The organism is Spirosoma liriopis, from assembly GCF_023196085.1.
Lineage (GTDB): Bacteria > Bacteroidota > Bacteroidia > Cytophagales > Spirosomataceae > Spirosoma > Spirosoma oryzicola.
Genome location: NZ_JALPRF010000002.1, coordinates 342,344 through 368,105 on the forward strand (window position 1 = coordinate 342,344; position 25,762 = coordinate 368,105).

The 25,762-nt window shown below is 41.4% G+C and carries 18 protein-coding genes and 1 pseudogene; 13 read left to right on the plus strand and 6 right to left on the minus strand.

Annotated features, from left to right (window positions below; translation table 11 throughout):
- Positions 1-28 precede the first annotated feature (28 nt).
- Together M0L20_RS10555 and M0L20_RS10560 are read left to right on the plus strand one after the other, a co-directional pair.
- The gene (locus M0L20_RS10555; protein ID WP_248476885.1) at positions 29-637 is read left to right on the plus strand and encodes a cytochrome c oxidase subunit 3; all 609 of its coding nucleotides are present in this window, start codon (positions 29-31) and stop codon (positions 635-637) included.
- 77 nt (positions 638-714) lie between these two features.
- Positions 715-2,685: a M1 family metallopeptidase gene (locus tag M0L20_RS10560; protein WP_248476886.1), complete on the plus strand. Its 1,971-nt coding sequence runs from the start codon at positions 715-717 to the stop codon at positions 2,683-2,685.
- A gap of 69 nt (positions 2,686-2,754) precedes the next feature.
- On the opposite strand, the gene M0L20_RS10565 is transcribed toward M0L20_RS10560, so the two are convergent.
- From M0L20_RS10565 to secA, 4 genes are all read right to left on the minus strand, one after another.
- Positions 2,755-3,693: a 3-oxoacyl-ACP synthase III family protein gene (locus M0L20_RS10565; RefSeq protein WP_232560868.1), complete on the minus strand. Its 939-nt coding sequence runs from the start codon at positions 3,691-3,693 to the stop codon at positions 2,755-2,757.
- Positions 3,694-3,817: 124 nt separating this feature from the next.
- Entirely contained in the window at positions 3,818-4,966 is a 1,149-nt protein-coding gene (locus M0L20_RS10570; protein ID WP_248476887.1) for a glycosyltransferase, read from the minus strand.
- 63 nt (positions 4,967-5,029) lie between these two features.
- Positions 5,030-6,112, minus strand: a complete 1,083-nt coding sequence (locus tag M0L20_RS10575) for a hypothetical protein (RefSeq protein ID WP_232560870.1) — start codon at positions 6,110-6,112, stop codon at positions 5,030-5,032.
- Between the two features lie 102 nt (positions 6,113-6,214).
- On the minus strand, positions 6,215-9,604 hold the full coding sequence (gene secA / locus M0L20_RS10580; RefSeq protein ID WP_248476888.1) for a preprotein translocase subunit SecA: 3,390 nt from the start codon (positions 9,602-9,604) through the stop codon (positions 6,215-6,217).
- Between the two features lie 218 nt (positions 9,605-9,822).
- On the opposite strand from secA, the gene M0L20_RS10585 reads away from it, so the two are divergent.
- The 6 genes from M0L20_RS10585 (at position 9,823) to M0L20_RS10610 (ending at position 17,819) form a co-directional block, all read left to right on the plus strand.
- Positions 9,823-12,207, plus strand: a complete 2,385-nt coding sequence (locus M0L20_RS10585) for an SLBB domain-containing protein (RefSeq protein WP_248476889.1) — start codon at positions 9,823-9,825, stop codon at positions 12,205-12,207.
- Between the two features lie 13 nt (positions 12,208-12,220).
- Positions 12,221-13,303, plus strand: coding sequence for a Wzz/FepE/Etk N-terminal domain-containing protein (locus M0L20_RS10590; protein ID WP_248476890.1), 1,083 nt, complete (start codon positions 12,221-12,223; stop codon positions 13,301-13,303).
- A 7-nt stretch (positions 13,304-13,310) separates the two neighbouring features.
- Positions 13,311-14,294 carry a GDP-mannose 4,6-dehydratase gene (locus M0L20_RS10595; protein WP_248476891.1) on the plus strand — a complete coding sequence of 328 codons (984 nt, stop codon included), beginning with the start codon at positions 13,311-13,313 and terminating at the stop codon, positions 14,292-14,294.
- A complete protein-coding gene (locus tag M0L20_RS10600; protein WP_248476892.1) occupies positions 14,291-15,655 on the plus strand; it encodes an oligosaccharide flippase family protein in 1,365 nt (454 codons plus the stop codon). The genes M0L20_RS10595 and M0L20_RS10600 overlap by 4 nt, the downstream gene beginning before the upstream one ends.
- 242 nt (positions 15,656-15,897) lie before the next feature.
- On the plus strand, positions 15,898-16,998 hold the full coding sequence (locus tag M0L20_RS10605) for a glycosyltransferase family 4 protein (protein ID WP_248476894.1): 1,101 nt from the start codon (positions 15,898-15,900) through the stop codon (positions 16,996-16,998).
- A 74-nt stretch (positions 16,999-17,072) separates the two neighbouring features.
- Positions 17,073-17,819, plus strand: coding sequence for a glycosyltransferase family 2 protein (locus M0L20_RS10610; RefSeq protein ID WP_248476896.1), 747 nt, complete (start codon positions 17,073-17,075; stop codon positions 17,817-17,819).
- A 993-nt stretch (positions 17,820-18,812) separates the two neighbouring features.
- Here the strand turns inward: M0L20_RS10610 and M0L20_RS30475 are convergent.
- Positions 18,813-18,950, minus strand: a pseudogene (locus M0L20_RS30475) (IS3 family transposase); the annotation flags it as partial.
- 335 nt (positions 18,951-19,285) lie between these two features.
- Here M0L20_RS30475 and M0L20_RS10615 point away from each other — a divergent pair.
- From M0L20_RS10615 to M0L20_RS10635, 5 genes are read left to right on the plus strand one after another with little or no spacing between them, the layout of a single operon-like run.
- Positions 19,286-20,392: a glycosyltransferase family 4 protein gene (locus M0L20_RS10615; RefSeq protein WP_248476898.1), complete on the plus strand. Its 1,107-nt coding sequence runs from the start codon at positions 19,286-19,288 to the stop codon at positions 20,390-20,392.
- Positions 20,393-20,401: 9 nt separating this feature from the next.
- Complete coding sequence (locus M0L20_RS10620) at positions 20,402-21,124, plus strand: glycosyltransferase family 2 protein (RefSeq protein WP_248476899.1); 723 nt, start codon at positions 20,402-20,404, stop codon at positions 21,122-21,124.
- A 22-nt stretch (positions 21,125-21,146) separates the two neighbouring features.
- Positions 21,147-22,391 (plus strand): hypothetical protein, encoded by a 1,245-nt coding sequence (locus M0L20_RS10625; RefSeq protein ID WP_248476901.1) that lies wholly within the window; start codon positions 21,147-21,149, stop codon positions 22,389-22,391.
- Positions 22,388-23,092, plus strand: a complete 705-nt coding sequence (locus M0L20_RS10630) for a glycosyltransferase family 2 protein (RefSeq protein WP_248476903.1) — start codon at positions 22,388-22,390, stop codon at positions 23,090-23,092. Before M0L20_RS10625 ends, M0L20_RS10630 begins: the two co-directional genes overlap by 4 nt.
- Positions 23,093-23,101: 9 nt before the next feature.
- A complete protein-coding gene (locus tag M0L20_RS10635; protein ID WP_248476904.1) occupies positions 23,102-24,007 on the plus strand; it encodes a glycosyltransferase family 2 protein in 906 nt (301 codons plus the stop codon).
- Between the two features lie 3 nt (positions 24,008-24,010).
- On the opposite strand, the gene M0L20_RS10640 is transcribed toward M0L20_RS10635, so the two are convergent.
- Positions 24,011-25,639, minus strand: coding sequence for a glycosyl hydrolase family 28-related protein (locus M0L20_RS10640; protein WP_248476905.1), 1,629 nt, complete (start codon positions 25,637-25,639; stop codon positions 24,011-24,013).
- Positions 25,640-25,762: the final 123 nt, after the last annotated feature.

Consider the following 25,762-nt stretch of genomic DNA (forward strand, 5'->3'; position numbering starts at 1 on the left):
AGAAGCCACAAGCTACGAATCCTTACGAATGAGTAACTTCATCACGAAACGGCGGGAGCCGTTCCGCTTCATGGTCTGGCTTGGAATCGCTAGCAGCGTCATGCTGTTTACCATTCTGCTGGCCGCCTATGTAATCCGCCGAACGGGGCCGGGATGGACCAGCGTTAAGCTACCGAATGTCTTTTTAATCAGTACCGTAGTCATCGTTCTAAGCAGCCTCACGCTGAACAATGCCAATCAGGCTTTCCGGCATGAACGGTTTGGAAGTTACCGCAGCAACATGGCGACAACGCTGGTGCTAGGAACCCTTTTTATTCTTTTACAGGGTTGGGGTTGGCGGCAAATGATTCAGGCTGGTATCAAACTAGAAGGTAATCCGGCGGGTGGGTTCGTCTATATTATCTCCGGAGTCCACTTACTTCACATTTTGATCGGATTAATTTTTATCATCATTGCTTTGGTCGAAGCTCTACGCCGTCGGCCCTACGTCGATTCGTTTGTTTATAGTGTTAATCCGCCCAATCAACTTAAAATTCGCCTGATAACGCTCTACTGGCATTTTGTTGATGTTTTGTGGATCGCTCTATTTATCTTCCTGCTGGTTCATCACGGCCTTGATTTACGCTTGCCCTTTTAACTATTCGTTCAGGCCAACACCTAGTTTTAGGGCTTTATCGCGTTATTTGTATATCAATCTTGTTTTATTATTGCTTCATGAAAAAAATTGCTCTCGGAGCGTGTCTATGGGCGTTAAGTATCCTCTCGTTCGCCCAAAACGCACCGTCATCAACGACGGGATCGAAATACGATCCGCTTGCCTTGTTTCATCCTCTTTTTAACATGCAGCCGGGTAACGACTACCGAACGGGTAGTGGGGCCCCCGGACCGCGCTACTGGCAAAACCGCTCGGACTACCAGATTAACGTTGCCCTTGACGATCAGCAAAACACGATCACGGGTGAGGTAACGATTACGTACAAAAACAATTCGCCCGAATCGTTGGCTTACTTATGGCTTCAGTTGGACCAAAATGCGTTCAGCGATACCTCGCGGGCTTCGAAAACGACACCCGTAACCGGTGGACGGTTCGGTAACCTGGGTTTTGCGGGTGGGCTATCGATCACGAGTGTGACGGTTGATCATGGCAAGAGCAAATTTGCGAACGCCCCTTACGAAGTTACGGATACCCGGATGCAGATACGTCTGGCAGAGCCTGTAAAACCGAATGGGGATGTGATAAAAGTGAAAATAGCCTATTCGTTTAAAATTCCTGAGTACGGCTCCGACCGCATGGGGCAGTTGAAGCGTAAGGATGGTGTCATTTACGAACTGGCTCAATGGTATCCACGGATGTGTGTCTACGACGACATCGAAGGGTGGAACGTATTGCCTTATCTGGGCGCGGGCGAGTTTTACCTCGATTACGGCGACTTTGAGTATAATGTTACCGTACCCTGGGATCATATCGTTGTCGGATCGGGCGAACTGCTGAATCCAAACGACGTTCTGACCGCTGAACAGATCAAACGGCTGGCACAGGCCCGCCAAAGTGACAAAACGGTTATCATTCGCAGCAAGGACGAAGTAAACAATCCGGATTCCCGTCCGAAGAGAACGGGTACGCTGACCTGGAAATTCCGTTGCCAAAACACCCGTGATGTCGCCTGGGCTTCGTCAAAGGCGTTTGTGTGGGATGCTGCTAAAATGAATCTGCCAAGCGGTAAACCGTCTTTGGCTCAGTCTGTTTATCCGGTTGAAAGCGCGACCAATGATGCCTGGAACCGATCAACGGAGTACGTAAAGGGATGTATTGAATTTTACTCAAAATACCTGTACGAGTTTTCGTACCCCGTGGCTACCAACGTAGCGGGTATTGTAGGCGGTATGGAATACCCCGGTATTGTGTTCTGCGATCATAAAAGCCGTAAAGATGGATTGTGGGGAGTGACGGACCACGAATTTGGCCACAACTGGTTCCCTATGATCGTTGGCAACAACGAGCGTAAGTTTCCGTGGATGGATGAAGGATTTAACACCTTTATCAACACGCTTTCTACGGCTAACTTCAACAAGGGGGAATATGATCGCGAGCGCGGTACCATGCACGACCTTGCGCCCGCGTTGTTCTACCCAACCGAGCCAGTCATGACGATTCCTGATGTGCAACAGCCACGCGACTTAGGCATCCTGGCTTATTACAAACCGGGCATGGGATTGAAAATGCTGCGTGAATCGGTGTTAGGTCCTGAGCGCTTCGATTTTGCCTTTAAAAATTACGTGAATCGCTGGGCATTTAAACACCCGACACCATACGATTTCTTCCGAAGCATGGAAGACGGTGCTGGCGAGGATTTAGGCTGGTTCTGGCGCGGCTTCTTCTACGAAACCTGGAAACTCGATCAGGCCGTTAAAGAAGTAAAATATGTAGATGGCTCCGCTGAGAAAGGATCACTGATTTCCATCGAAAACCTCGAAAAATTTGCCATGCCGGTGACTATCGAAGTTACTGAAAGCAATGGTAAAAAAGGACGGGTGAATTTGCCTATAGAAGTTTGGCAGCGGGGCGGCTCTTGGACGTTTAAGTACAATTCGACTTCACCGTTGAAGACGGTTGTTGTGGACCCGGACGAAAAACTGCCGGATATCAACGAAAAAAACAATACCTGGCGGGCCGATGCTCAATAAGGTAACGTAGCAAGTAAATAGCCTGTACTTAGTCGCCAAAGCGGCAATTAAGTACAGGCTATTTCTTTTTTATGCTTCGATCAACATGGCACCATACGAGTAGCCACCCCCGAAGACGGTTATGACGATGTGCTGACCTTTCTGGAAGGTATCCCACTGCTCGGAAAGCGCTATAGCGCAACCTGCACAGCCGGTATTGCCGTACATCTGAATATTTGAAATCAATTTTTCCTCGGGCAGGCCAAGCGTATTCATCACATTGCGCGAGATACGCAGATTAGCCTGGTGTGGAAGCACGTAGTCTACATCGGCAAGTGTCAGGCCACACCGTTCGAGCACCTGTAGCGATGCTTTGGGCATGTACTGGCAAGCGTTAATAAACACATCACGACCGAAGGGCATACTGACGCCACCGTCGACAGGTTTCAGCATAACACCCGTGGTTGCTTTTGGCGTATGGGCCGCCCCACCCGTCAGCAGTGCTTTGATGGAAAAATCGCTTTCCTGCTGACGCTCTTTTGTGATCAGGAGCGCAGCAGCACCGTCGCCCCACAAATGACCCGAAACGGTGTCTTTGTCGTTATTATACGCCGTATTGTGCTCCGAAACGATGACAAGTGCACGGCTGGCTTTGTTAAGCGCAAAGTAACCTTCTACAACCTCGATGGCATTCAGCAACGAAGAGCAGGCCGTTGAAATAGAAACCACGGGTATGTCAGCGATACCAAGAAAATGCTGAGCCTCGTGGGCAAGTGAGACAATTGTATCGTAGGGCGTATACGTTGCGCCAACAATCAGGTCAACCGTTGATAGGTCTGCCTTGGGCATAAGCCGACGAACCACCTCAACGGTCATCGTATTTGTATTCTCGCCGGGAGAGGCTTTGCGTCGCTCCCGGATGCCGGTACGCTCAATTATCCAATCACTGGATAGGCCGTTTAGCCTCGTAAAGTGTTCATTGCCGACTATCTCTGTAGGGAGATAATGACTTACTGCATGAATATACATCAGGTCAATAAAGTAAGGCTAATCCGAGTAAAACCTGAATTAACGCCGAAAGTTAAATCCTTCCGTGAAAGCGTAGTATCAAACATTGGAACAATACTATAAATAAGTGGAAATGTATAATTATTTATGCCCGAATCTTTGTTTGCTTGCCTTCTCGAAAAACAAGTTCATAAAAGCGTAACAGCTTATGGGCTTCGCTTTTCCAGTTATATTCTGTTTCTACCGCCCGGCGTCCCCGCTGGCTCATGTTGTAGCTTTGCGCTGGGTTCTCGATAAGAAAGGTCAACGCATCAGCCAGTTGTACCGGATCGGTAGGATCAACGCACAAGCCACATTGGTGACGCTCTACAACGTGGCGGTAAAGAGGAAAATTTGAGGTTATGACCGGTAAACCTAAGGCCATGTATTCAAACATCTTGGTTGTGTAGGAGTCGGGGTAGTCACCAACGGCTTTGAGCAAAGCCAGGCCAGCTGTACATTGGGATGTATACGAGAGCGCTTTCTTTTGATCTGCATAGCCGTGAAAATGCAGATTATTTTGAACATACGCAAAACCGGGTAGCTCCTTGAGCTGCTCATCTGTACAAGTCCGTTCCCCGAATAAATGAACCTGGAAAAGAGGGTGGCGTTTTTTCAAAAGAACCAGGCCTGCAACTAACGTGTCGATAGCGCGCTCAAAACTTATCCAGCCGATGTAAAAAAAGATTGGCTCTTGCTGATTGGGTGTGTAGGGACTACGAAAAACATCCAGAAAAGACAACCGCGGATAATTATAAATGATGGTGTATGGTTTCGCCAGGTTTGTATAGGTGTCAAGGTAGCGGTGTTCCGTAAAAATGAGGTGAAACCGGCGTTGCGCCATCGCGTCGAACAAAAAGAACAGCCACATGAAAACAGCCCCCTGATTGGTCGCTTTCTCGTGCTTCTTTTTGTGCAGATTCTCGTGAACTTCGTACAAGACCGGGATACTTAGCGCCAGCTGAATAAGACGGGCTAACGGGAGAAGTTCAGGATCGTATATGTGAAGCAGTTGAGGACGCAGTCGAAAGGCGTACCAAAGCACGAAAGGCTGGCTGACCAGAACGCGGAACAACAGACGCCTAAATTTGGGAAGCCAGCGGTAATCGACTCCGTTTCTGTAGCCTGTTGACACATGAGGTAAGGCCGCCGTTAGGTCGTAGTGCGGTGCCAGACTCGGAATTACCCGGTAGGCTAATCGCGGGTCTTGGCATGGGTGGGCTGTGCTAACGTGCAGAATACGGACTTTGTTCATCCTAAAGAGTGAGAGCTAGATGGATGTGCCTATCAGGTCGCCGGAGGCAGGTTGGCAGCCGATTTATTTCTTTACACCAAAAGCGCGCAGTTCTGCATCTAATTTTTGGTTCCAGCGTTCCTGCGCTGCCTGATTGATTCCGTGATTGGTTTCACTGTCGTACTGCTCCTGCATGTGGTTCATCTCCCGAAAAGATTCGATGAATTTGTACTGAATAATGCTGTTGTAATCCTCCAGCGTCAGGCTGTCCGGCTGAATTTTACGCTTGAACCGCTCGACAATTATTTTGGCAACGTCAAAATGGCGCTGTTCGTGGTTTAAAGCGTAGTCGTTTTTGGCCTCGGGTCTTCCCCAGGAGGAATTTTTAAGCATGTATCCTTTTACTGTCAGGTTGACATTAATAATGCCATCTTTTACGCTGCTCTTGCCCTCGTAGGCAAAACTGGTGAATACTTCCGCGGCATAATGACTACCCCGGCGTGGTTCGGCCCGAAAATCGGCCCATGTTAATTTGCGAGCTGGATTGTAGTGTACCGTGTCATCGTCAGTAATGCGATTGTCATCAATGATCGTAACCTTAAGATCTTTCGCCAGCCTTTCATTTTTACCGCTTTCCCGATTCATATAATCGTTCAAATTACGCAATGAAGCCACAAGCGCTTGCCGAATGGTTGGCTCAACAACAGCAGTCTGGCCGAGCGGTCGGGTGTAGTTCGCGCTGCCCTGATACTCGGTCAATCGGGTGCTCGTCTCAGTTCCCGTATCATCTTTGCCCAATAATTCAAAAGCAGCGCTAAACGTAAAATGACCGGTTACTCGACTGCCACTGGCTGTCTCCGTTATTTTGCACTGGCGGATACGCATCGCAATCGGCCGTAACGACCGATTCTGCTTCATGTTCTGATTGATAAATTGCCGTATGTGCGTAGCAACGCCGTCCTCCAAATCAACAGGTTGCACAGGCTGGTTAAGCACTAGCGCCAGGCGGGCAACGGGACCTCGTTCGGGCCGCTGATCAGTAACGGTCGCTATGTAGAATTCTTTAGGCGTAAAGGGCAGCGATTGAGAACTAAGTCGGATAGGGGTAGCCGGGGGGGCAAACGAGAGCAGCCCAACTAAAATCAATCCAAAGAATACGTTGTTCATTTGCCTTGAAAGGGCTCAGTATTGGTAATAGACGTTTCGTATATCAACAAAAACGCCCCCCGAATATACAAATCGGGGGGCGTTTTGACAAGTATGCTCAGGTTATTCGATGAGCATCGCTTTTCCACTTACGACATCATTTTCAACCGTCTTGAATTTAACGTCGCGTTTGATCGAACCATCGGCATACTGAACGTTAACACGGGCATTCCGGTCCATCTTAGCCACCCGTGCTGGTAGCTGGGGAGGCATTGGCGGAGCGCCTGCTCCCATCGCGTTATTTTCAGCCATCCGACGAGCGTATTCTTCAGGACCGGTCGCCAGATGGTCGTCATCAAAGTCCTCTATGTTTGTGTGCAATTCTGGCTGCGGTTCTGGCCGACGCTGGGCTGGTGCCTGCCGAATTTCCTGCTGTACTTCTTCGGCTTCCTGGGCTGGAATATCTGCTTTGGTCAGGAAGCTGATTGTGTCGAAGTTTACTTTGGTCAGGAATCGCTTAAATAACTCTACCGACTCAAACTTGTACACCAGCAAGGGGTCTTTCTGCTCGAAAACGGCATTTTGCACCGATTGCTTCAGATCGTCCATTTCGCGAAGGTGTTCCTTCCACTCCTGGTCAATGACTGACAGCGTAACCGCTTTTTCCATCTCGGTCACGATTTCACGGCTGTTCGACTCGACCGATTTCTGCAAATCAGCAACGACCGTCAATTCGTGAAGTCCATCGGAGAAAGGCACGACAATATTTTTGATCTGATGACCCTGTTCGTTCCAGACCTGGGTTAATACCGGCAATGCTTTCTCGGCAATAGCTTCGTTTTTCGCCTGATAATGGGCTTCTGCCTCGTCGTACAAACGCCGGGTCAACTCAGGTTTCTTCAACCGGTTAAACTCTTCGTTTGTCACTTCTGGCGTAAAGCCGAGCGTTGTCAGCAGCTGAAGTTTTACCTCTTCAAAATTGCCCTCCGCATTGTTGACGGTTTCTTCGACAACGTCATACATCGTATTGGCAATATCGAGTGGTAAGCGATCGCCGAAGAGCGCGTTCCGACGCCGTTTGTAAATCGCTTCCCGCTGGTAGTTCATCACGTCATCGTATTCCAGCAGCCGTTTCCGAATGCCGAAGTTGTTTTCTTCGACTTTCTTCTGCGCGCGTTCAATCGACTTGGTGATCATGGAATGCTGAATGACTTCACCTTCTTCCAGACCCATACGGTCCATCACTTTGGCGATTCGCTCAGAACCAAACAAACGCATCAGGCTATCTTCGAGCGATACAAAGAACTGCGACGTACCGGGGTCACCCTGACGACCCGAACGACCGCGTAACTGCCGGTCAACCCGGCGCGATTCGTGACGCTCGGTACCAATGATGGCCAGACCACCAGCCGACCGCGATTCGGGCGTCAGTTTAATGTCAGTACCACGACCAGCCATGTTAGTAGCAATCGTCACCGTACCCGGCAGACCCGCAGTCGCAACAATCTCGGCTTCGCGCTGGTGATACTTCGCGTTCAGAACCTGGTGTTGAATCTTACGAAGCGTGAGCAAACGGCTCAGCAGCTCAGAGTTTTCAACCGAAGTTGTACCAACCAGAACAGGACGACCTTTTTCGACCAGACTCGTAATCTCATCGACAACGGCGTTGTACTTCTCGCGTACCGAACGATAAACTTTATCTTCCTCATCTTTCCGGCTGATAGAACGGTTGGTTGGAATAACCACGACGTCCATTTTGTAAATTTGCCAGAATTCAGAGGCCTCCGTTTCAGCGGTACCTGTCATACCCGCCCGCTTGTGGTACATCCGGAAGTAATTCTGTAGCGTAACCGTAGCGTAGGTTTGGGTAGCGTCTTCAACTTTCACGTTTTCTTTCGCTTCCACCGCCTGGTGCAGCCCATCCGACCACCGGCGGCCTTCCATGATACGACCCGTCTGCTCATCCACGATTTTTACCTTGCCGTCCATAATGACGTATTCGGTATCTTTTTCGAACAAGCAATATGCTTTCAGTAACTGATTAACCGTGTTGATGCGCTGCGTTTTGACGGCGTAGTCGCGTACTACAGCTTCTTTATGCAGAATTTTTTCCGGCTCCGAGAAATCACTGTCTTTATCAATCGCATTCAGATCGATCGACAGATCCGGCAGGATAAAGAAGTTTGGATCTTCGCCCGATCCGGTGATAAAATCAATACCTTTTTCGGTTAGATCGATGCTATTGTGCCGCTCGTCGATTGTGAAATACAACGGTGCGTCCGCTTCCGGCATTAATTTCTGGTTCTCGGCCAGATAAATAGACTCCGTTCTTTGTAACAAGGCTTTGTTCCCTGTTTCACTCAAGAACTTGATGAGCGGTTTATGCTTTGGCAAACCACGATAGGCACGGAACAGCGACAAACCGCCTTCCTTTTCGTCGCCAGCCGCAATTTTCTTTTTGGCGTCGTTGAGGTAATCGTAGACCAGTTTCCGTTGGGCTTCAACTACCCGAGATACCCGAGGCTTTAACTCAATATAATCCTGCTCATCACCACGGGGTACAGGTCCGCTAATGATCAGCGGAGTCCGGGCATCGTCAATCAATACTGAGTCCACTTCATCCACCATTGCGTAGTGGTGCTTCCGCTGAACCAGTTCACCCGTTTCACGGGCCATATTGTCACGCAGGTAATCGAAGCCAAATTCGTTATTTGTTCCGTACGTAATGTCGGCCAGATAAGCCTGCTTACGGGCGGGGGAGTTAGGCTGGTGTTTGTCGATGCAATCCACCCGCATTCCATGGAATTCAAAAAGAGGAGCCATCCACTCCGAGTCACGCTTCGCCAGGTAATCGTTGACGGTTACGATGTGTACACCGCGACCGGCCAATCCGTTCAGGAAAGCGGGGAACGTTGCTACAAGCGTTTTACCTTCACCGGTAGCCATCTCCGCGATTTTCCCCTGGTGAAGTACAACACCACCGATAATCTGAACGTTGTAGTGGACCATATCCCACTTAATGGGTGACCCAGCCGCGTCCCAGCGATTAGCCCAGTGAGCTTGTTCGCCATCGATGGTAACGTTCTTTTTGCGGGAAGCAATTTCACGATCGAAATCGGTAACTGTAACCGTTAATTGATCATTTTCGGTAAACCGCCGGGCTGTTTCCTTAACCACCGCAAAGGCGCGGGGAAGAATGTCCATCAGCACCCGTTCCAGTTCAATGTTTCGCTCTGCTTCCAGTTTATCGATCTGGTTGAATAGACGCTCTTTTTCATTAACGTCTACTTCGGGATGGTTTACCGACTCATTGAGTTCCGCAAGCTGGTTATCGATACCGCCAAGTTCATCCGCGATCTGGGCTTTCAATTCAGCTGACACCCGACGCAATTCATCGTTGGACAGGTCTTTTAACCGGGCAAATTCGGCATTCACCTTCTCAACGTAAGGAAGCAACTCCTTGATATCTCGTTGCGACTTAGTGCCGAAGAACTTTGCTATCAGATTAATCATTTCGTTTAGTCGTTACTCGTCCGCTGTCTAAATCAATTCCGCTCTTTAGGAACTAATTACTGATGACGAACGACTTATTTTTCTACAAATTTAGTGCATTAGGATGGGACTACAAGGTAAGTATTACCTATGTTAGGCTCAGCTTAGTATGTGGGAACAATGTTTTAAGAGTATTCTATTACTTTTGCGAATCAAATATTGGCCCAAAGCCACTGTTCATGCGTACCACCGACAAATTGTCACGTTATAGTCAGTTTATAAACCCGTTTTATCTTGGTTTGGTGCTATTGTTGCTAACGGGAATACAGCAAGCTTCAGCTCAGAGACCACGTTCTCGCGTTGATCAATTAAGTGACGAAGATGTACAGAACTTTTATCGGAGAGCTCAGGCCAGCGGTCTCAGTGAAGCCCAAATTGAGCAAGCGGCTATGTCACAAGGCTATACATTAGATGATATAGCTAAGATGCGGAAACGTATTAATGAGATTCGTACATTGACCTCGTTACCGCAAAACCAAACAGCAAACTCAACAGGACGTACGCTTCCCTACGATCTTTCGAGTCGAGTGGATTCTGTACCAGGAAGAAATGTTCGAAAAGATACTAGCCGTGGCTTACCTGTTTTTGGTGCTTCTCTTTTTGAAAACGCCAATCTCTCTTTCGAGCCAAATTTACGTATAGCCACTCCTCGTAATTACGTTGTTGGACCTGACGACGAAATAAGAATTGATATTTCCGGAGCGTCAACTGGCGAGTTTCAGTTAAAAGTAACACCCGATGGTACTGTAAAAGTACCCAACCTACCGCCCATTTTTGTCGCAGGGCTTACGATTGAGCAAGCAGAGCAACGTATTATCGCTCGTTTGCGCCAAGGAGGCTATCAGGGGCTTGGACAAGCGGGCAGTGGTACTACTGCTAACGTCACACTAACCAATATCCGTAGCATCCGTGTTACTCTTGTTGGAGAAGTGGTTCACCCCGGTACGTATACAATATCGTCATTAGGCACTGCCTTCAACGCCCTTTATTTGGCTGGTGGACCGAACCCTGAAACAGGATCATTTCGGAAAATCAATATTATACGAGGTAACCGCGTTATACGTACGATTGACTTGTACGATTTCATTTTACGTGCTGATCAGCGCGATAACATTCGTCTGCAGGATCAGGATGTTATTCGGGTCGCTGATTACGAGACACGGGTTGAATTAACTGGGCAGGTTAGAAGGCCAGCCATCTTTGAAGTGTTACCGGGTGAAACACTCAAGAATGTTCTTGCGTTTGCTGGCGGTTTTGGTGACGATGCCTATCGAGCTTCTATCACGCTTCGACGTAACACAACTCGTGAACGGCGGATTGTTACCATTACAGAAGAGCAAGTAGCTAGCTTTGTGCCACAACGAGGTGACAAATTTATAGTTGGAAAAATCTTAGAGCGTTACGAAAACAGAATCCAGATAGCAGGGGCTGTTATGCGCCCAGGTGATTATGCCCTAGAGCCCGGTCTGGAAACTGTTAAACAACTGATAGCTCGAGCGGATGGGCTGCGCAAAGATGCGTTTACCAATCGGGCTACCATTCTAAGGGAACGGGCTGATATGGATCAAGAGAACCTTTCATTTGATCTAGGTAAACTCATGCGGGGAGAAATTGCCGATATACCTCTTCAGCGCCAAGACAGCTTGACGGTGTTGTCGATACGGGATTTACGTGAGCGGTATTATGTAACTATCGAAGGAGCTGTTAACAATCCTGACACTGTCGATTATATAAATAATATGACGGTAGCTGATTTAATTGCCCAAGCGGGTGGGTTTCAAGAAGGCGCTAAACCAAACTTGGTTGAAGTGGCCCGTCGCATTCGACAGGACTCATCGGGAGTACGCACAACGATACTAGAAACGTATCGTTTTTCAATAGATCGAAATCTTCAGATAACTTCTTTAGAAAGTAATTCGCCCGAGTTTCGGCTTCAACCTTTCGATATAGTTTATGTAAGGACTTCAATTAATTATGAAGCCCAGAAGCAAGTAACTATTCTAGGAGAAATTATGCAACCTGGTAATTACGCTATTTACAGTCGAGAGGAGCGTATTAGCGACTTAATTAAACGAGCGGGAGGGATAAAGCCCGAAGCGTATATTTCTGGAGCCCAGCTTCGACGTCAGGGACAACTGATAGGTAACGACCTAAGGAATGCATTAAACGATCCTAGTGCTGAAGAAAATTTATTGATTCAAAATGGCGACACTCTACTGATTCCTCGTCGGTCTGAAATTGTTACGGTACAAGGTGGAGTCCTAAATCCATCATCTGTTAGCTTTAAATCTGAATACAACTTTAACGATTATATTAGTGAAGCTGGAGGATTTACTGAGAATGCAAGGAAAAACAAGGCATACGTGATCTATCCGAATGGTCGTAAAGACAGAACGCACAAGTTTCTTTTTTTTAATTCAAGACCCCAAGTAGAGCCTGGCTCGACGGTAGTTGTGCCATTCAAACCTTTAGACACAAATCGCTTGACCGCTGCTGAACGGATTGGCATTTTTTCTCTTTTAGCAACGGTGTCTATCGCTTTAGTTAATGTCTTAGTTCGCTAATCTTCTTATGGATATGTCAACTACAGAGAATAGAAGAGAAGTGAGCTTTGAGGATGATCGAATAGAAATTCGGCTAAGCGATATATTGAAGTTTCTAAGAGCTAGTCGACGCTGGATACTATGGGGCGCTTCAATTGGCTTTGTGATAGGTACTTTGTATGCATTCTCTAAGCCTAATATTTATACCTCACAAGTTACAGTGATGCCTGAAATACAAGCTAAAGGTGCAGCAAATTTAGGTGGGTTAGGATCTTTAGCCGGTTTGGCAGGAATTGATATTGGTAGCGCACAAGGATCGGGTATGGATGCAATTCGTCCGGACATTTACCCTGACGTACTAAAGAGTATACCTTTTGCTCTTCATATATTAGATCAGAAAGTCTACTCTGATTTTTTACGAAGAGATACATCATTGCGCACTCTCTTTGAAGAACAAGATAAAAAGTCATTAATAACGAAATTGCTTTCCTCAAAAAATAGTCAAGAAGAGAATTCGTCAACTGTACATAAAAAGGGTTTAAAAGCTTTACAGCTTACTAAGAGGCAAGAAGCAGATGTGAAAGCTGTTCATAATGCTGTTTCATCAGTATATGATAAGAAAACTGGTATTATTACTGTATCAGCTAAGTTATCAGATCCAATAGCAGCCGCTGATGTTGCACGTTTATCCTTAGAATACCTAACAAATTATATAACAAGTTATCGCACTGAAAAGGCGCGCAACCAGGTTCAATTCTTAACTCGTCAAGTAAATGAAGCTAGACGAAGATATCAAGAAACTGAGCTAGCGTTATCTATTTACAAAGACAGGAATCGAGGTGTCTTTTTAAATACCGCTAAAATCGAAGAGCAGAGGTTGCAAGGAGATTTTTTGCTTGCGCAAAGTGTATACAACGATTTATCAAAGCAACTTGAGCAGGCAAAAATCAAAGTGTCAGAAGAGTCACCTATTTTTAAAACACTTGAACCTGCATCCATACCATTGCGTAAAAGCGGACCGAACCGCGCAGCAATCTTGCTAGGATTTATTATTGTCGGTGCTATTAGTGGGAGCGTTATCTATGGAATACGCCTATTGAAATTACACTTAAAATAACTGTTTTGTGAAAAAAGCACTAATATGCGGTGTATCAGGACAAGACGGGTCCTATCTGGCTGATTTTTTACTGAAAAAAGGTTATACAGTATTTGGTGGTTCACGAGATGCTCAGATGACTTCGTCAAAAAACCTTAAGCTATTAGGTATCCAACAGGACGTACAGTTAGTATCTATTAGCATTAATGATTTTCGGAGTGTATTACAAACTCTACTAAAAGTAAAGCCAGACGAGGTATATAATTTAGCGGGACAAAGCTCAGTCGGTTTATCTTTTGATCAACCTGTTGAAACACTTGAAAGTATTAGTGTTGGCACGTTAAACCTGTTGGAGGCAATACGATTTACAAATCTTCCAATTAGGTTTTATAACGCCGGCTCCAGCGAGTGCTTTGGCGATACAGGTAGCTTAGCAGCTGATGAGACTACGCCGTTCAGACCACGAAGTCCATACGGAGTAGCTAAGGCAGCTGCTTTCTGGCAAGTCGCGAACTATCGAGAAGCGTATCAATTATACGCAAGCACGGGTATTTTGTTTAACCACGAATCTCCATTACGGCCAGAGCGTTTTGTTACACAAAAAATTGTAGCCGCTGCTTGTCGTATTGCTAACGGCAGCAAAGAAATATTGTCCTTAGGGAATATAGACATTGCTAGGGATTGGGGTTGGGCGCCTGATTACGTTGAAGCTATGTGGCTTATGCTTCAACAAAATAATGCAGACGATTACGTAATTGCTACGGGTAAGACGCACAAATTGAGTGAATTTATTCGTATCGTTTTCAATACGCTTAACCTTGATTGGCACAATTACGTCCGCACGGATTCTTCTTTTTTTCGTCCAACGGATATAGTAGAAGGGCATGCAAATCCAAGTAAGGCTAAACATCAATTAGGATGGGAAGCCCGTTTTAAAATGGAAGATGTCGGCCGGTTAATGGTTGAAAATCGATTTGAAATCGAGAAAAACATAGCACAAAGTATATTATGAGAGTTAGTTCATTGCATTATTTAAGAGGAAAGATACGAAATATTCACCCACGTACTCGTAAGATTCAACTAAATACTATGGTTGGTCTATTTGTTAGAGGAGTAGGTATGCTTATTTCCTTGGTATTAGTGCCAATGACAATCGATTATTTATCGAATGAAGTATATGGTGCTTGGCTTACAATAAGTTCAATTGTTACAATGATTAGCTTTTTCGATATAGGAATAGGAAACGGATTACGAAATAAACTATCTGAAGCAATCTCCAAGCAAGAGGTAGAATTAGCTCGTACATATATAAGTACGGCATACTTCATATTTGGAATGATACAAATAGGCCTAGTTTTACTCTTCTTCTCAGTATTGCGCTTTTTACCTTGGCAGACTATATTAAACACTAATGTTAATAATGAACAGTTATATTCTATTGTTTTAATAATGGCTGCAGCAGTAGCCATCAAATTAGTACTTGATATACTATCTTATGTTCTTCTTGCAATTCAGGAATCTGGCCAAGTTAGTTTAATAAACTTAATATCTAATGTGCTTATATTATGCGGAACCTATACATTAACTTATTTTACCACTGGAAACTTAGTTTATATAGCATTAGTTACTGCTTTTAGTCCAATAGTTGTTCTCGTAGCTTTTAGCTATGTACTTTACAAATCTAGCTTGAAAATATATACTCCTGCAATTAGATTTATTAACCTTAGATATGCAAAAGAACTATTGTCTCTAGGGTATAAATTCTTTGTGATTCAAATGGCAGTAATAATATTATTCTATACGGATAATATTATCATTAGCCAGTTATTTGGCGCATCTGAGGTGACGACTTACAATATAGCCTTTAAATATTTCAATTCTATAAATATTATATTTACTATTATAATAGCTCCATATTGGTCAGCATTCACAGAAGCATTTGCTAAAAATGATAGTAAGTGGATGAGTGAGACATACCGTAAATTAAAAATTATTTGGATAGGTTTAACTCTTGTGGTTGTCGTTATGGTTACTCTGTCTGATCAGGTATATTCAATCTGGATTGGTCAGCGGGTAATTATACCCCAACGCTTAAGTATTTTTATGGGTATCTTTATTATAATCAGTTCTTGGAATTCAATTACTGTAACTGTCTCTAACGGATTAGGTAAGGTACGACTACAACTATTGTACGCATCATTTTCTGCTATTATAAATATACCTTTAGCTATATTATTTGGTAAAACTATGAATATGGGAAGTGCAGGTGTAATTTTGGCCACAAGCGTCTCATTATTAATTGGTTCTGTGTTAGGGGAAATACAAGCTCAAAGATTGTTGTCTGGTAATAAACAAGGAATTTGGGCTAAATAGTTTGCTTATAGATACGTAAATAGGTTAGTAATATTCGTATCTAATCAGATTGCTGATTTACAGTTTATTACAGCTGCATTAATATACGTATACTCGCGTGTCATAATTTAAGGTATAGAGTAATATTTCAGCATACAAACATAGCTTAAACAACCTAAATAGTATTTGAAGTGCTAACTAAGGTTTGAGAGAAGACAAAAAGATTTGTATAATTGTGATATAAATCTTTAGCTTTATCTACAATGAAAATATTTTTTGATCATCAAACCTTTTCTAACCAGTTATATGGGGGTATATCGAGGTATATATGTGAACTAGTTAATGGTATTAATATTCAAAGTGAACACACAGCTCATTTGTCGGTACTTTGGTCGAATAATATTCACTTAAAAGAGTATAACATAAAAAAGTATTCGTACCCATTCTCAAAAAGACATCGATTGTTAGTGAAATCTAACGAATTATTTAATAAGATAGACTTTAAAATAGGTAATTATAACATTTATCACGCAACATATTTTAGTGATTTTTTAGTAAACTCAGCCGCATCAGTACCAATACCAATTGTGACTACTTTCTATGATATGAATTATGAGTTACTTGCTGATAGGTTCGCAGAACTAGCTAAAGATTCTACCATTACATTAAGAAAAAAGGCAATAGCTCAACGTTCTACCCATATAATAGCAATATCAGAAAGTACGAAAAAAGACTTAGTAAACATATTAGATATAAATCCTAGTAAAATAAGTGTAATTCACTTAGCAAGTTCTTTTAAATTAAATACGGATTCTATTTTAAAAGAAGCTAGACAGCCATATCTATTATATGTCGGGAATAGAGACGGTTACAAAAACTTTGTCCCATTCTTACAATCAATAGCCCATATTCTGAAAAAATATAAAGTAAAGTTAGTTTGTGCGGGAGGAGGGCATTTTAATAGAGCCGAAGCTAGCTTATTAACTTTGTTAGAAATAAAAGATCTAGTAGATTATGCAACGATAAATGACAAATCTCTACAAAATTTATATTATAACGCTACAGCCTTTATCTTCCCCTCTCTATATGAAGGCTTTGGGATACCTGTCTTGGAGGCCTTTGCTTGCGATTGTCCTTGTATCGTTAGCAATCGTAGTTCATTACCAGAAGTAGCTGGCGATGCTGCGTTGTACATTGACCCTGAAGATCCTGAATCCATATCCAGTGCGGTAGAAAAGCTAATTTTAGACGATACATTAAGAGACAATCTTATCGAAAAAGGACGTTTGCGCTTAAAAATGTTCACATGGGAAAAAACTGTGAGGAAAACATTAGACTTGTACTCCGATTTGCTGCAGAATTGAACTAAATTAGTTAATTACTAGTTAGTTTAAGCTCTAGAAAAGTGGGATACTAGCGATTAAAGACAAATTATAAGATGAATTCAGTTCTAGTTTCAATTATTACAGTTTGTTTTAATAGCGAGAAATATATCGAGCAAACAATAAAATCGGTTGTTAGCCAAACATATGGTAATATAGAGTATATAATTGTTGATGGTAAATCAACAGATTCTACATTGGAGATAATAGAAAGGTACTCAAATAAGTATCCGCATGTTATAAAGTATATTTCTGAAGCAGATACGGGAATATATAATGCGATGAACAAAGGTATATCAATGAGTACTGGTGAGCTAATAGGAATTATAAACAGCGACGACTGGTATGAACAAACAGCGATTGAACAAATAATTAATGCATATTGCCTTCATGGTCCTGCTGTATATCATGGGATTCAACGTACATATAGTAATGATATGTTAGTTGAGTTACAGTGTACAAATTCGACTCAACTTGTAGTGAAAATGATTGAGCATCCTACATGTTTTTTACATAAATCTTTGTATTTAGAGTATGGTGTGTTTGATGAATCTTACCACTATGTGGGGGATTACGAATTAATGTTAAGGTTACGGAAGTTTGGGGTACCTTTCATTATAATAGAGAGTGTTATAGCCAATTTTAGGCAAGGAGGAGCTTCTCATACAGCTAAAGCTATATGGGAAAATTATCGCTTATGGCTCGATTTAGGATTACTATCTCGAAGCGATTACGTATATAGGTCAGTAATGGATAGAATTAGGTTGTTTATGAAACGTGGTCAGTATAAAATAAAAAAATAAAAATATTAGTAAAACCGTTTCGGTTAAAGATTGAGGGTCGAACGTTTATTTGTTCTTATTATTAGCTAGATTCAGTTCCGCAGCAACAACTGCAACAGAATTGACCAATTCGAAGAGCGATTAAAATCCATAACCAAAGCCCTCGGTAAACTGTTGCAATGTTGACTTAGTTGAGTCGTTAGGCTCGGGTCTTTATCACTTATTGAACTGTGAGTAGACTTGTAATATTTGTAGCTTGCCATAACAAACGCAAGCTACAAATATTACAAGTCTACTCACAGTTCAATAAAGTCTGTTTACAGACTTATTCATTACTCGCTATCTTACCTATGGGAACGCTATTTCAAATTTCTATTCAAGGCTGAAGTAGCAAATCCAAGCGAGTTGAATCGGCCTATAGGACGTAAATTTGACTGGAGACTGTAGGGAAGTCGACATGGTTGTCTGTTTGGTAAGCTGGCTAAATCTTAGTTTCTTAGCAGCCTACACATAATAGTCGGAGCGATGCACATTTTTTAGGCATTTGTCTCTGATACTGTCATTAAAACACCACGCTGTCGGTCCAGTAACTAAAAGGATCATCTTTGAGTTTACCAAGTGTTGAGAAGTCTAAAATTATCCCGTTGGTATACGCCCGCAGTGGTGGCTGTCCTCTCATAAACTGAGCGATTTTGAGCGGTCTGCTATTACGAATAAACCTATTATTAGTGTCGACCACCGGGCCGGGCGACCCCGTCGAATTCATTTGAGTACAGTCAAATATATAAATGCACAGATGATAGTCTCTTGATTGATTCATTCATTATTGCCACTACGTCTTCCCCTTTCAATGACTAGCCAACATGAATCGCCAGACACTTGCAGCAATAATTAACAATTATTGCTAACCCTTAGATCTTCTGTCTGTCAAATAACTGACCAATAACAAAATCTATGCTGCTATGGCGGGCTGTTCCAGCATTGGTGAATACCAGAGGATTGTTACCCTTATAAGCGATGGGCAGCAGCTCGGTTACGACAAGGACGCTTGCTTCTGAGACACAATCTTTCTTCACAACATACCTTATGTACCCTTTTATGATTGTCAAGCCAGCCTTCTCGTTGTAGTAATATATAAATCAGCTGATAACCTTTCCAAGCCTTTACTTGGGTAATTTCATACGTATCCGTTTCCGGATCAATGGTGGGGTTGCCTGAGCAACCGTCTCGCCGGAGAGACTTATATTGCAAGCAGAATCGACGCAACTAAATAACAGGCATGCACGACGAACACAAATCCGCGGGGTGGCCCATGCCATAGATTGCCATTAAATCTGAGGCCAGTTTTCTTTGCTGAACCGCCGGATGGCCCTATATGATAAGTCTACTTACGGACTGGCAATGTTTGAGCCAACTGCGGATCATGCTTACTTTTTGAAAATTAAACGTAATTTTGTAATTATTAGCTGATAAGGTCCAAACATTATATGAAAATTTTTTTTGACCATCAAACTTTTTCATTACAAGACTATGGTGGTATATCTAGATACTTTGTTGAACTAATAGACGGCATAAACCAGACATCAACCAACGAGGCATACCTATCACTGCTATTTACAGATAATGTATATATATCTGAGAAGCAAGGTAAAAAGAGGTCATTGATAAAAGAATCGGATTTTTATAGAAAGAAATCAATACAATACCGATTAAACAAAATATACTGTTACTATGAATTGGCAAGGACAAAATTTGATGTTTTTCATGCAACATACTATGATCCATATTTCACTGATGTAATTAAGGATAAACCCTTTGTAGTGACATTTCTAGACATGATCCATGAGCGTCTAGCAAATAAATTTGTTGACTTATCAGGTGATAATAAGATTACAAAAAGAAAGAGAAATATAGCTGAAAAAGCTTCGGCTATCATTGCAATATCAGAAAGTACAAAAAATGATATTGTGGAATTATTCGATATTAACCCCAATAAAATATCTGTTATACATTTAGGTAGTTCATTGAAATTAGATAGCTTAGATAACATTGATCATGAAATGCCATATCATAAGGATTTCTTATTATTCGTTGGTAATCGTGGTCATTATAAAAATTTCATATGGTTTCTAAAAGCTGTAACACCAGTTCTAATCAAGTATAAATTAAAGCTTATCTGTGCTGGCGGTGGGCCTTTTTCGTTGCAAGAAAATAAGCTGATAGATTCATTGCGCATCAAGGATTTGGTCTTGCAGCAACCTATTACTGATAGAATACTTATTAATTTATATTATAACGCTACAGCCTTTATCTTCCCCTCTCTATATGAAGGCTTTGGGATACCTGTCTTGGAGGCCTTTGCTTGCGATTGTCCTTGTATCGTTAGCAATCGTAGTTCATTACCAGAAGTAGCTGGCGATGCTGCGTTGTACATTGATCCTGAAGATCCTGAATCACTGATCGACGTATTAGAGAGTATACTAACCGATTCTTTGCTTCGAGAAACATTAGTTATTAAAGGTAGAGAAAGGTTAATGAAGTTTTCTTGGACTAATACCGTACAAGAAACGTTGGATCTTTACAGTAAAATTTGAGTACCCATAATGGAAAAGAATCCACTCGTTAGTATAATTATTGTGACATATAATAGTATAAAATATATACGCAATGCTATCGAAAGCGTAATAAACCAAGACGGTGATTACGAACTGATAGTTATCGATGGGGCAAGTAATGACGGAACACTGCAAATAATAAAGGAGTATGAACCTCGATTAGGGTATTACATAAGCGAACACGATAAGGGTATATATGACGCTATGAACAAAGGTGTCAGAAATGCAAGAGGAGAATGGATCTATTTTTTAGGTTCTGATGACGTATTAATGCCAAATATACTTAGACAAATTCAACCTTTAATGATAAATACCAAATCTGTTTTGCTATATGGTGATGTAGTATATGAAGATGGTCAGTTATTTGTTTCAAAAATGAATTCAAAAATATTACTTCATAATACTATACACCATCAATCCGCATTTTATAAACGGTTTTTATTTGATAAATTTAATTACAATTCTACTTTAAGAATTATTTCTGATTACGAGCTAAACTTGAAAATTTATAGTGAAAAATTATTGTCTGAGAAATTTAATATAAGAGTGGCGAAATGCTTAAAGGGTGGAAGTAGTTATGATATAGATTTATCGTTAACAGAGACAAACCTTGTTAGAGGTAATTATCTAAGTGTAAATGCTAACAAATTTGTTAGCAAATTGTTGTCGATTAAATATTTCATAAGATATGTATTACTACGAAAAATATAACGCTTTTGTTCTATTTCTATCGATGGCAGTTCTTTCAATATCCTTGATATACTTTTTGAGAGACAAAATATCATCTTTAATCGATCCACTACTTATTCATTTGATATGGTGTGCTAGTGGTATGGCGTTACTTATAGGATATTTTTTTACTAATGGGCTTAGCTTAGATGGATTGTCTTTTATTTCAGTATACATAATATACGTCATAGGTCTATTTAGATTTTTGAATAACACTTCACAATCATATGAAACACTAAGAAAGTCTTTGTATGATGATAGAAACTTTAAGCTATTTGTTGTCAGTTTAATATTGAATATTGTAAGCCGCTATGAGTTCTTTACATACGCTATTTCTCACCCAGCTGTTATAGAGTGGTTTTTGTACAAGTTCAAGCAAACAGAAGAACGCAGTTTTGCACAATATATATTACAGATAGGAGCTAGACCTTTTTTTATTTACTACACATTTATTTTGCTGAAGACTAAACCAAAGTGGCGAGTCGTAATCGTAGTTATATTGTTGGGTAATGTGTTGTTGGACGTTTTCGCTGGAGGACGATCAGCTATAATCGGTTTGATAGTTGCATATGGCTATTTTGTTCATAGATTTCGCCCTTTCTTTTCTGAATACAAACTTAAAAAGCTGAACAGATACAGCATAATTTTCATTGCTTCTGCTTTGGTTATTGGATCTGTAGTGACGTCCTTTTACAGTAAAGAAGCGACAATAAAAGAAGGAATGATGAGTATGGTTAATCGGTTGTTAGCCGCAGGAGATGGCTTAGAGATGTATTTGGCTAACAATGCTTCTGAACATATAGAGTCTGGAGTTGGAGAATATATAAAATCGGCTTTCGGAATTTTTATTAAAAGAGTTGTGGATATTCAAACTCAAAGCGTTGGGTGGAAACTCTACGAATTAGAAAATGGTGTAATATCATCTATTGCTGTTGGTCCTAATTATATTTTACCCCTTCAAGCCCTTGTTTTAGGGAAAATATTTATACCAATTTATCCTTTATTAATTAGTTTTATCGTTGCTTTTCTGAGGGGAAACAGGTACTCCAGAAAGCTCTCAATAAGTCAAGATTTATCTTTTGTGTTAGGGCTAATAAGTTTTGAGCCAGCTCTTGACGTAGAGCTATTTGTATTGGTTCTAGCTGCATGTTTAAGTATCTACTTAATTTTTATCTACCCTGTTAGAAAAATTAAGTTTTTATTAGATTGGCATAACATTATATCTTTCCCCAAACATGTAAATGCATGAAAAATGTAAGTGTATGCATGGCTACGTATAATGGAGAAAAGTACATTGGCCGCCAACTGAGATCCATTTTAAATCAATTAAGTTTAGATGACGAAGTTATAATTTCTGATGATCATTCCACGGATAGAACAAAAGAAATTGTTGAGAGTTTTGATGATAATAGGATTGTTTTCGTAGAAAATACAGAAAAAAGAGGTCCTATCGGAAATTTTGAAAATGCGCTAAAACTTTCTACAAAAGAATATATTTTTCTCTCGGATCAAGATGATGTATGGTTACCTAATAAAGTAAGCACAGTTGTTAGTTTACTGGAGAAGTTCGATTTGATACTTAGCGACTGTACAGTCGTTGATAAAGATTTAAATGAATTATACCCGTCTTATTTTTCATTACGTAGAAGTCATAATGGAATTTTAAGGAATATATACAAAAATTCATATATGGGATGTTGTATTGCATTTAGGAGTAGTGTTTTGACTTATGCTTTACCATTTCCTACTAATATTCACATGCATGATTGGTGGTTAGGTCTAATTACAGAAATAAAAGGAACTGTCTTTTTTTACGAAAGTCCCTTAATCTTGTACGTTCGTCATGGAGAAAATGTTTCTCCAACAGGAGAGACATCACATGGTTGGTTTAGTAAAATTTCGAACAGAATTACACTGGTGTTTTCTTTATTAACGCGTGTAATAAGCTAAATTCGCAGTATGGTATCTGTTATTATTCCGACATATAATGCTGCTGATTATATTCCTGTATTACTGAAGAGTATTCGCCAGCAAACACTTACTCATGAGTTGATTATAATTGACTCTGAATCAAATGATGAGACGCGTACTCTTCTCACAGAAAATGGAATTCCTGTTGTTACTATACCTAAAGAAGATTTTAACCATGGAACAACTAGAAACTATGGAGTATCTATAGCAAAATATGATATTGTTATTTTTCTGACCCAAGACGCTTTGCCTGCTCGTCCAGATGCTTTCGAACGATTAGTTGAGGCATTGACAGTCCGTGAAGATATAGCCATAGCCTATGGAAGACAGCTACCGTATCCTGATGCGGATGTACTTAGCCAGTTTGCAAGGACAAGTAATTACCCTAACCAAAGTGTAATTAAGAGTAAGGTAGATATTCCTAGGATGGGAATTAAAACTTGTCACTGTTCAAACTCTTTTGCGGCTTATCGGAAGAAAGACTTTCTTGATGTAGGAGGCTTTCCTTCTGATACTATTCTTGGTGAGGATGTAAGTGTTGCGGCTAGACTAATTTTGGATGGTAAAGCCGTCGCTTATACCGCAGAAGCTGAAGTTTTTCATTCCCATAATTATACCTTAACAGAGGAATTTAAACGATATTTTGATATAGGAGCTTTTCATAAACAGCAACAAAAAGTGCTTCAGCCTTTTACTAAGGCTGAAGCGGAAGGATTAAAATATGTTATAAATGAATGGACTTATTTGAAAAAAACTAAAAATCTTAAGCTGATTCCTAAACAACTAATACGGACGGCTGCCAAATATGTGGGGTATCGAGTAGGTTATTGGCATGAGGTACTACCAATAAGCTTTAAACGCATAATAAGTATGCATCGCTCATTTTGGAAATGATCTCTAAGTCAACGGAAATGGATCGTTAATGAAAAAATCACTTTGGAATTCTACAAAGCCTTCATAATAAACAGGTTCTCCAGTACCATTTCCTAATACTCTTGGTAAAAGAGTAATGCTACCAATGTTATTGGTAAATGTAAGGTTCGCCACTATCCCACTAATACTTAAGTAACTCGGGTCAGTGGAACTCTGATCAAGCGTAATTACAGTACTAGAAAAAGGATCTAAAACTCCATCATATCTTTGATTGACAATAATTTGTGCTTGAAATGATAGAGATGCCGCTTTACCTGAACCATATCCTCCTGCTTTTATAGTGCCATCGATCCAAAATCGGTAGTGTCCACTATTGTTGTTTACATTTGTTAGCCTTGCTTCTCTAAACTGTAAAATACTAGCTGAAGTAATTGACCCTACCGTTCCAAATGAGACACGAGAGTTTGTTAGCTGCCTGATACGCCCACTTCTTTTCTCAAAGGGGATCAACGTATTAAACAAGACGTTGGTTGAGCGCTTAAGCAAATTTGCTGAAATGATAAATTCGTTGCTAGGTACAGCTGAGCATGTAATTTCACTATTTGTTATCGATCCTACAGCTTGTTGAGTGTTGTTCGCGACTGGAGCATGATATATTACGATACGATTACGCTCAGATGAAACTGGTTGAGATACTGATAATCTCAATCCTGACACAAAGCAGTTTGTAACATCTACTAACTCTGTATTTGGGGTTGTAGAATTAGCAACCACTAAGTTTAGATCACAGTTCTCAAGTGCACTATTTAAAACTTGTACAGCTCGCGAAAAAGACTCAATAGTAGCATGTACTCTTAGGTTTGTTGTATAGGTAGCGCATAAAATAGCTGTTTCATTTGATCCACTTCCTGAAGAAAGAAGCCTACTGAGGTAACCTTGAAAGTTTATAGTGTTTGTACCAAGTAGAATCATGGCAGGCAAACGCTTTTCAATGGCTTGCAATGAAGTGCCAGTGATGTCAGTCACTCCCATAGAACCTGTACCACCTAAAAGAGCCTGATAAGAGCTTGATGCCGTGTAGTTGACCCCTATAACAGCAATATTAGATGTATAGCTTAAAATGAGTGGTGCGTTAGCTCTAATGACGCATTCATGAATATAAAATTCTTCGCTACGAATGTTCAATAACCCTATGGAGCCTAGGCCTCCGTTGGCAGACGCATTGTCTGCCATTTGAAAATAACACTTTTTAATGCCACAGTTCAGGCCTCCATTGTTAGTACGTGCAAACTGAACACCTATAGTAGAGGAATTAGATGCATTACCGGCTGGTAAGAAAGTAAAGTTTTCACAGCCTGAGTATGACGAGCCGCTGAAATCAAACATAGGCTGGTTACCTGTAATACCTAAAATAACTGTGTTTAGGTATGAACCGCCATCTCCAACAAGCCAGATTCCAGTTGCGTTTGTTAAATTTATCGGACTACCAACTAAATAATACCCCGCAGGAAAGTATACTGTAGTGAGATACGGTGCATATGGGTTTGCGCTTCTTGTCTTTGCGAAATCAATTGCTTTTTGAATAGCAGCGGCATCGTCTTTCGAGCCGTCACCAACTGCACCAAACTGAGAGTCTTTAACATTAATAGGCATAAAAAGTCATTGGTATGCAGACTAGTGTACTGTATGATTATCTGTCGGGTCCAAATAGTAATATCTTGCTACAAAGGTAGTATTCTGTTCTATATTATAATTAGATCATTTTGCTCTATTGGT

What these genes read in the sequence shown, in the direction of transcription:
- M0L20_RS10555 (WP_248476885.1), top strand. Translation starts at nt 29, where the DNA reads ATGAGTAACTTCATCACGAAACGGCGGGAGCCGTTCCGCTTCATGGTC.
- M0L20_RS10560 (WP_248476886.1), top strand. Translation starts at nt 715, where the DNA reads ATGAAAAAAATTGCTCTCGGAGCGTGTCTATGGGCGTTAAGTATCCTC.
- M0L20_RS10565 (WP_232560868.1), bottom strand. Translation starts at nt 3,693, where the DNA reads ATGTATATTCATGCAGTAAGTCATTATCTCCCTACAGAGATAGTCGGC.
- M0L20_RS10570 (WP_248476887.1), bottom strand. Translation starts at nt 4,966, where the DNA reads ATGAACAAAGTCCGTATTCTGCACGTTAGCACAGCCCACCCATGCCAA.
- M0L20_RS10575 (WP_232560870.1), bottom strand. Translation starts at nt 6,112, where the DNA reads ATGAACAACGTATTCTTTGGATTGATTTTAGTTGGGCTGCTCTCGTTT.
- secA (WP_248476888.1), bottom strand. Translation starts at nt 9,604, where the DNA reads ATGATTAATCTGATAGCAAAGTTCTTCGGCACTAAGTCGCAACGAGAT.
- M0L20_RS10585 (WP_248476889.1), top strand. Translation starts at nt 9,823, where the DNA reads ATGCGTACCACCGACAAATTGTCACGTTATAGTCAGTTTATAAACCCG.
- M0L20_RS10590 (WP_248476890.1), top strand. Translation starts at nt 12,221, where the DNA reads ATGTCAACTACAGAGAATAGAAGAGAAGTGAGCTTTGAGGATGATCGA.
- M0L20_RS10600 (WP_248476892.1), top strand. Translation starts at nt 14,291, where the DNA reads ATGAGAGTTAGTTCATTGCATTATTTAAGAGGAAAGATACGAAATATT.
- M0L20_RS10605 (WP_248476894.1), top strand. Translation starts at nt 15,898, where the DNA reads ATGAAAATATTTTTTGATCATCAAACCTTTTCTAACCAGTTATATGGG.
- M0L20_RS10610 (WP_248476896.1), top strand. Translation starts at nt 17,073, where the DNA reads ATGAATTCAGTTCTAGTTTCAATTATTACAGTTTGTTTTAATAGCGAG.
- M0L20_RS10615 (WP_248476898.1), top strand. Translation starts at nt 19,286, where the DNA reads ATGAAAATTTTTTTTGACCATCAAACTTTTTCATTACAAGACTATGGT.
- M0L20_RS10620 (WP_248476899.1), top strand. Translation starts at nt 20,402, where the DNA reads ATGGAAAAGAATCCACTCGTTAGTATAATTATTGTGACATATAATAGT.
- M0L20_RS10625 (WP_248476901.1), top strand. Translation starts at nt 21,147, where the DNA reads ATGGCAGTTCTTTCAATATCCTTGATATACTTTTTGAGAGACAAAATA.
- M0L20_RS10630 (WP_248476903.1), top strand. Translation starts at nt 22,388, where the DNA reads ATGAAAAATGTAAGTGTATGCATGGCTACGTATAATGGAGAAAAGTAC.
- M0L20_RS10635 (WP_248476904.1), top strand. Translation starts at nt 23,102, where the DNA reads ATGGTATCTGTTATTATTCCGACATATAATGCTGCTGATTATATTCCT.
- M0L20_RS10640 (WP_248476905.1), bottom strand. Translation starts at nt 25,639, where the DNA reads ATGCCTATTAATGTTAAAGACTCTCAGTTTGGTGCAGTTGGTGACGGC.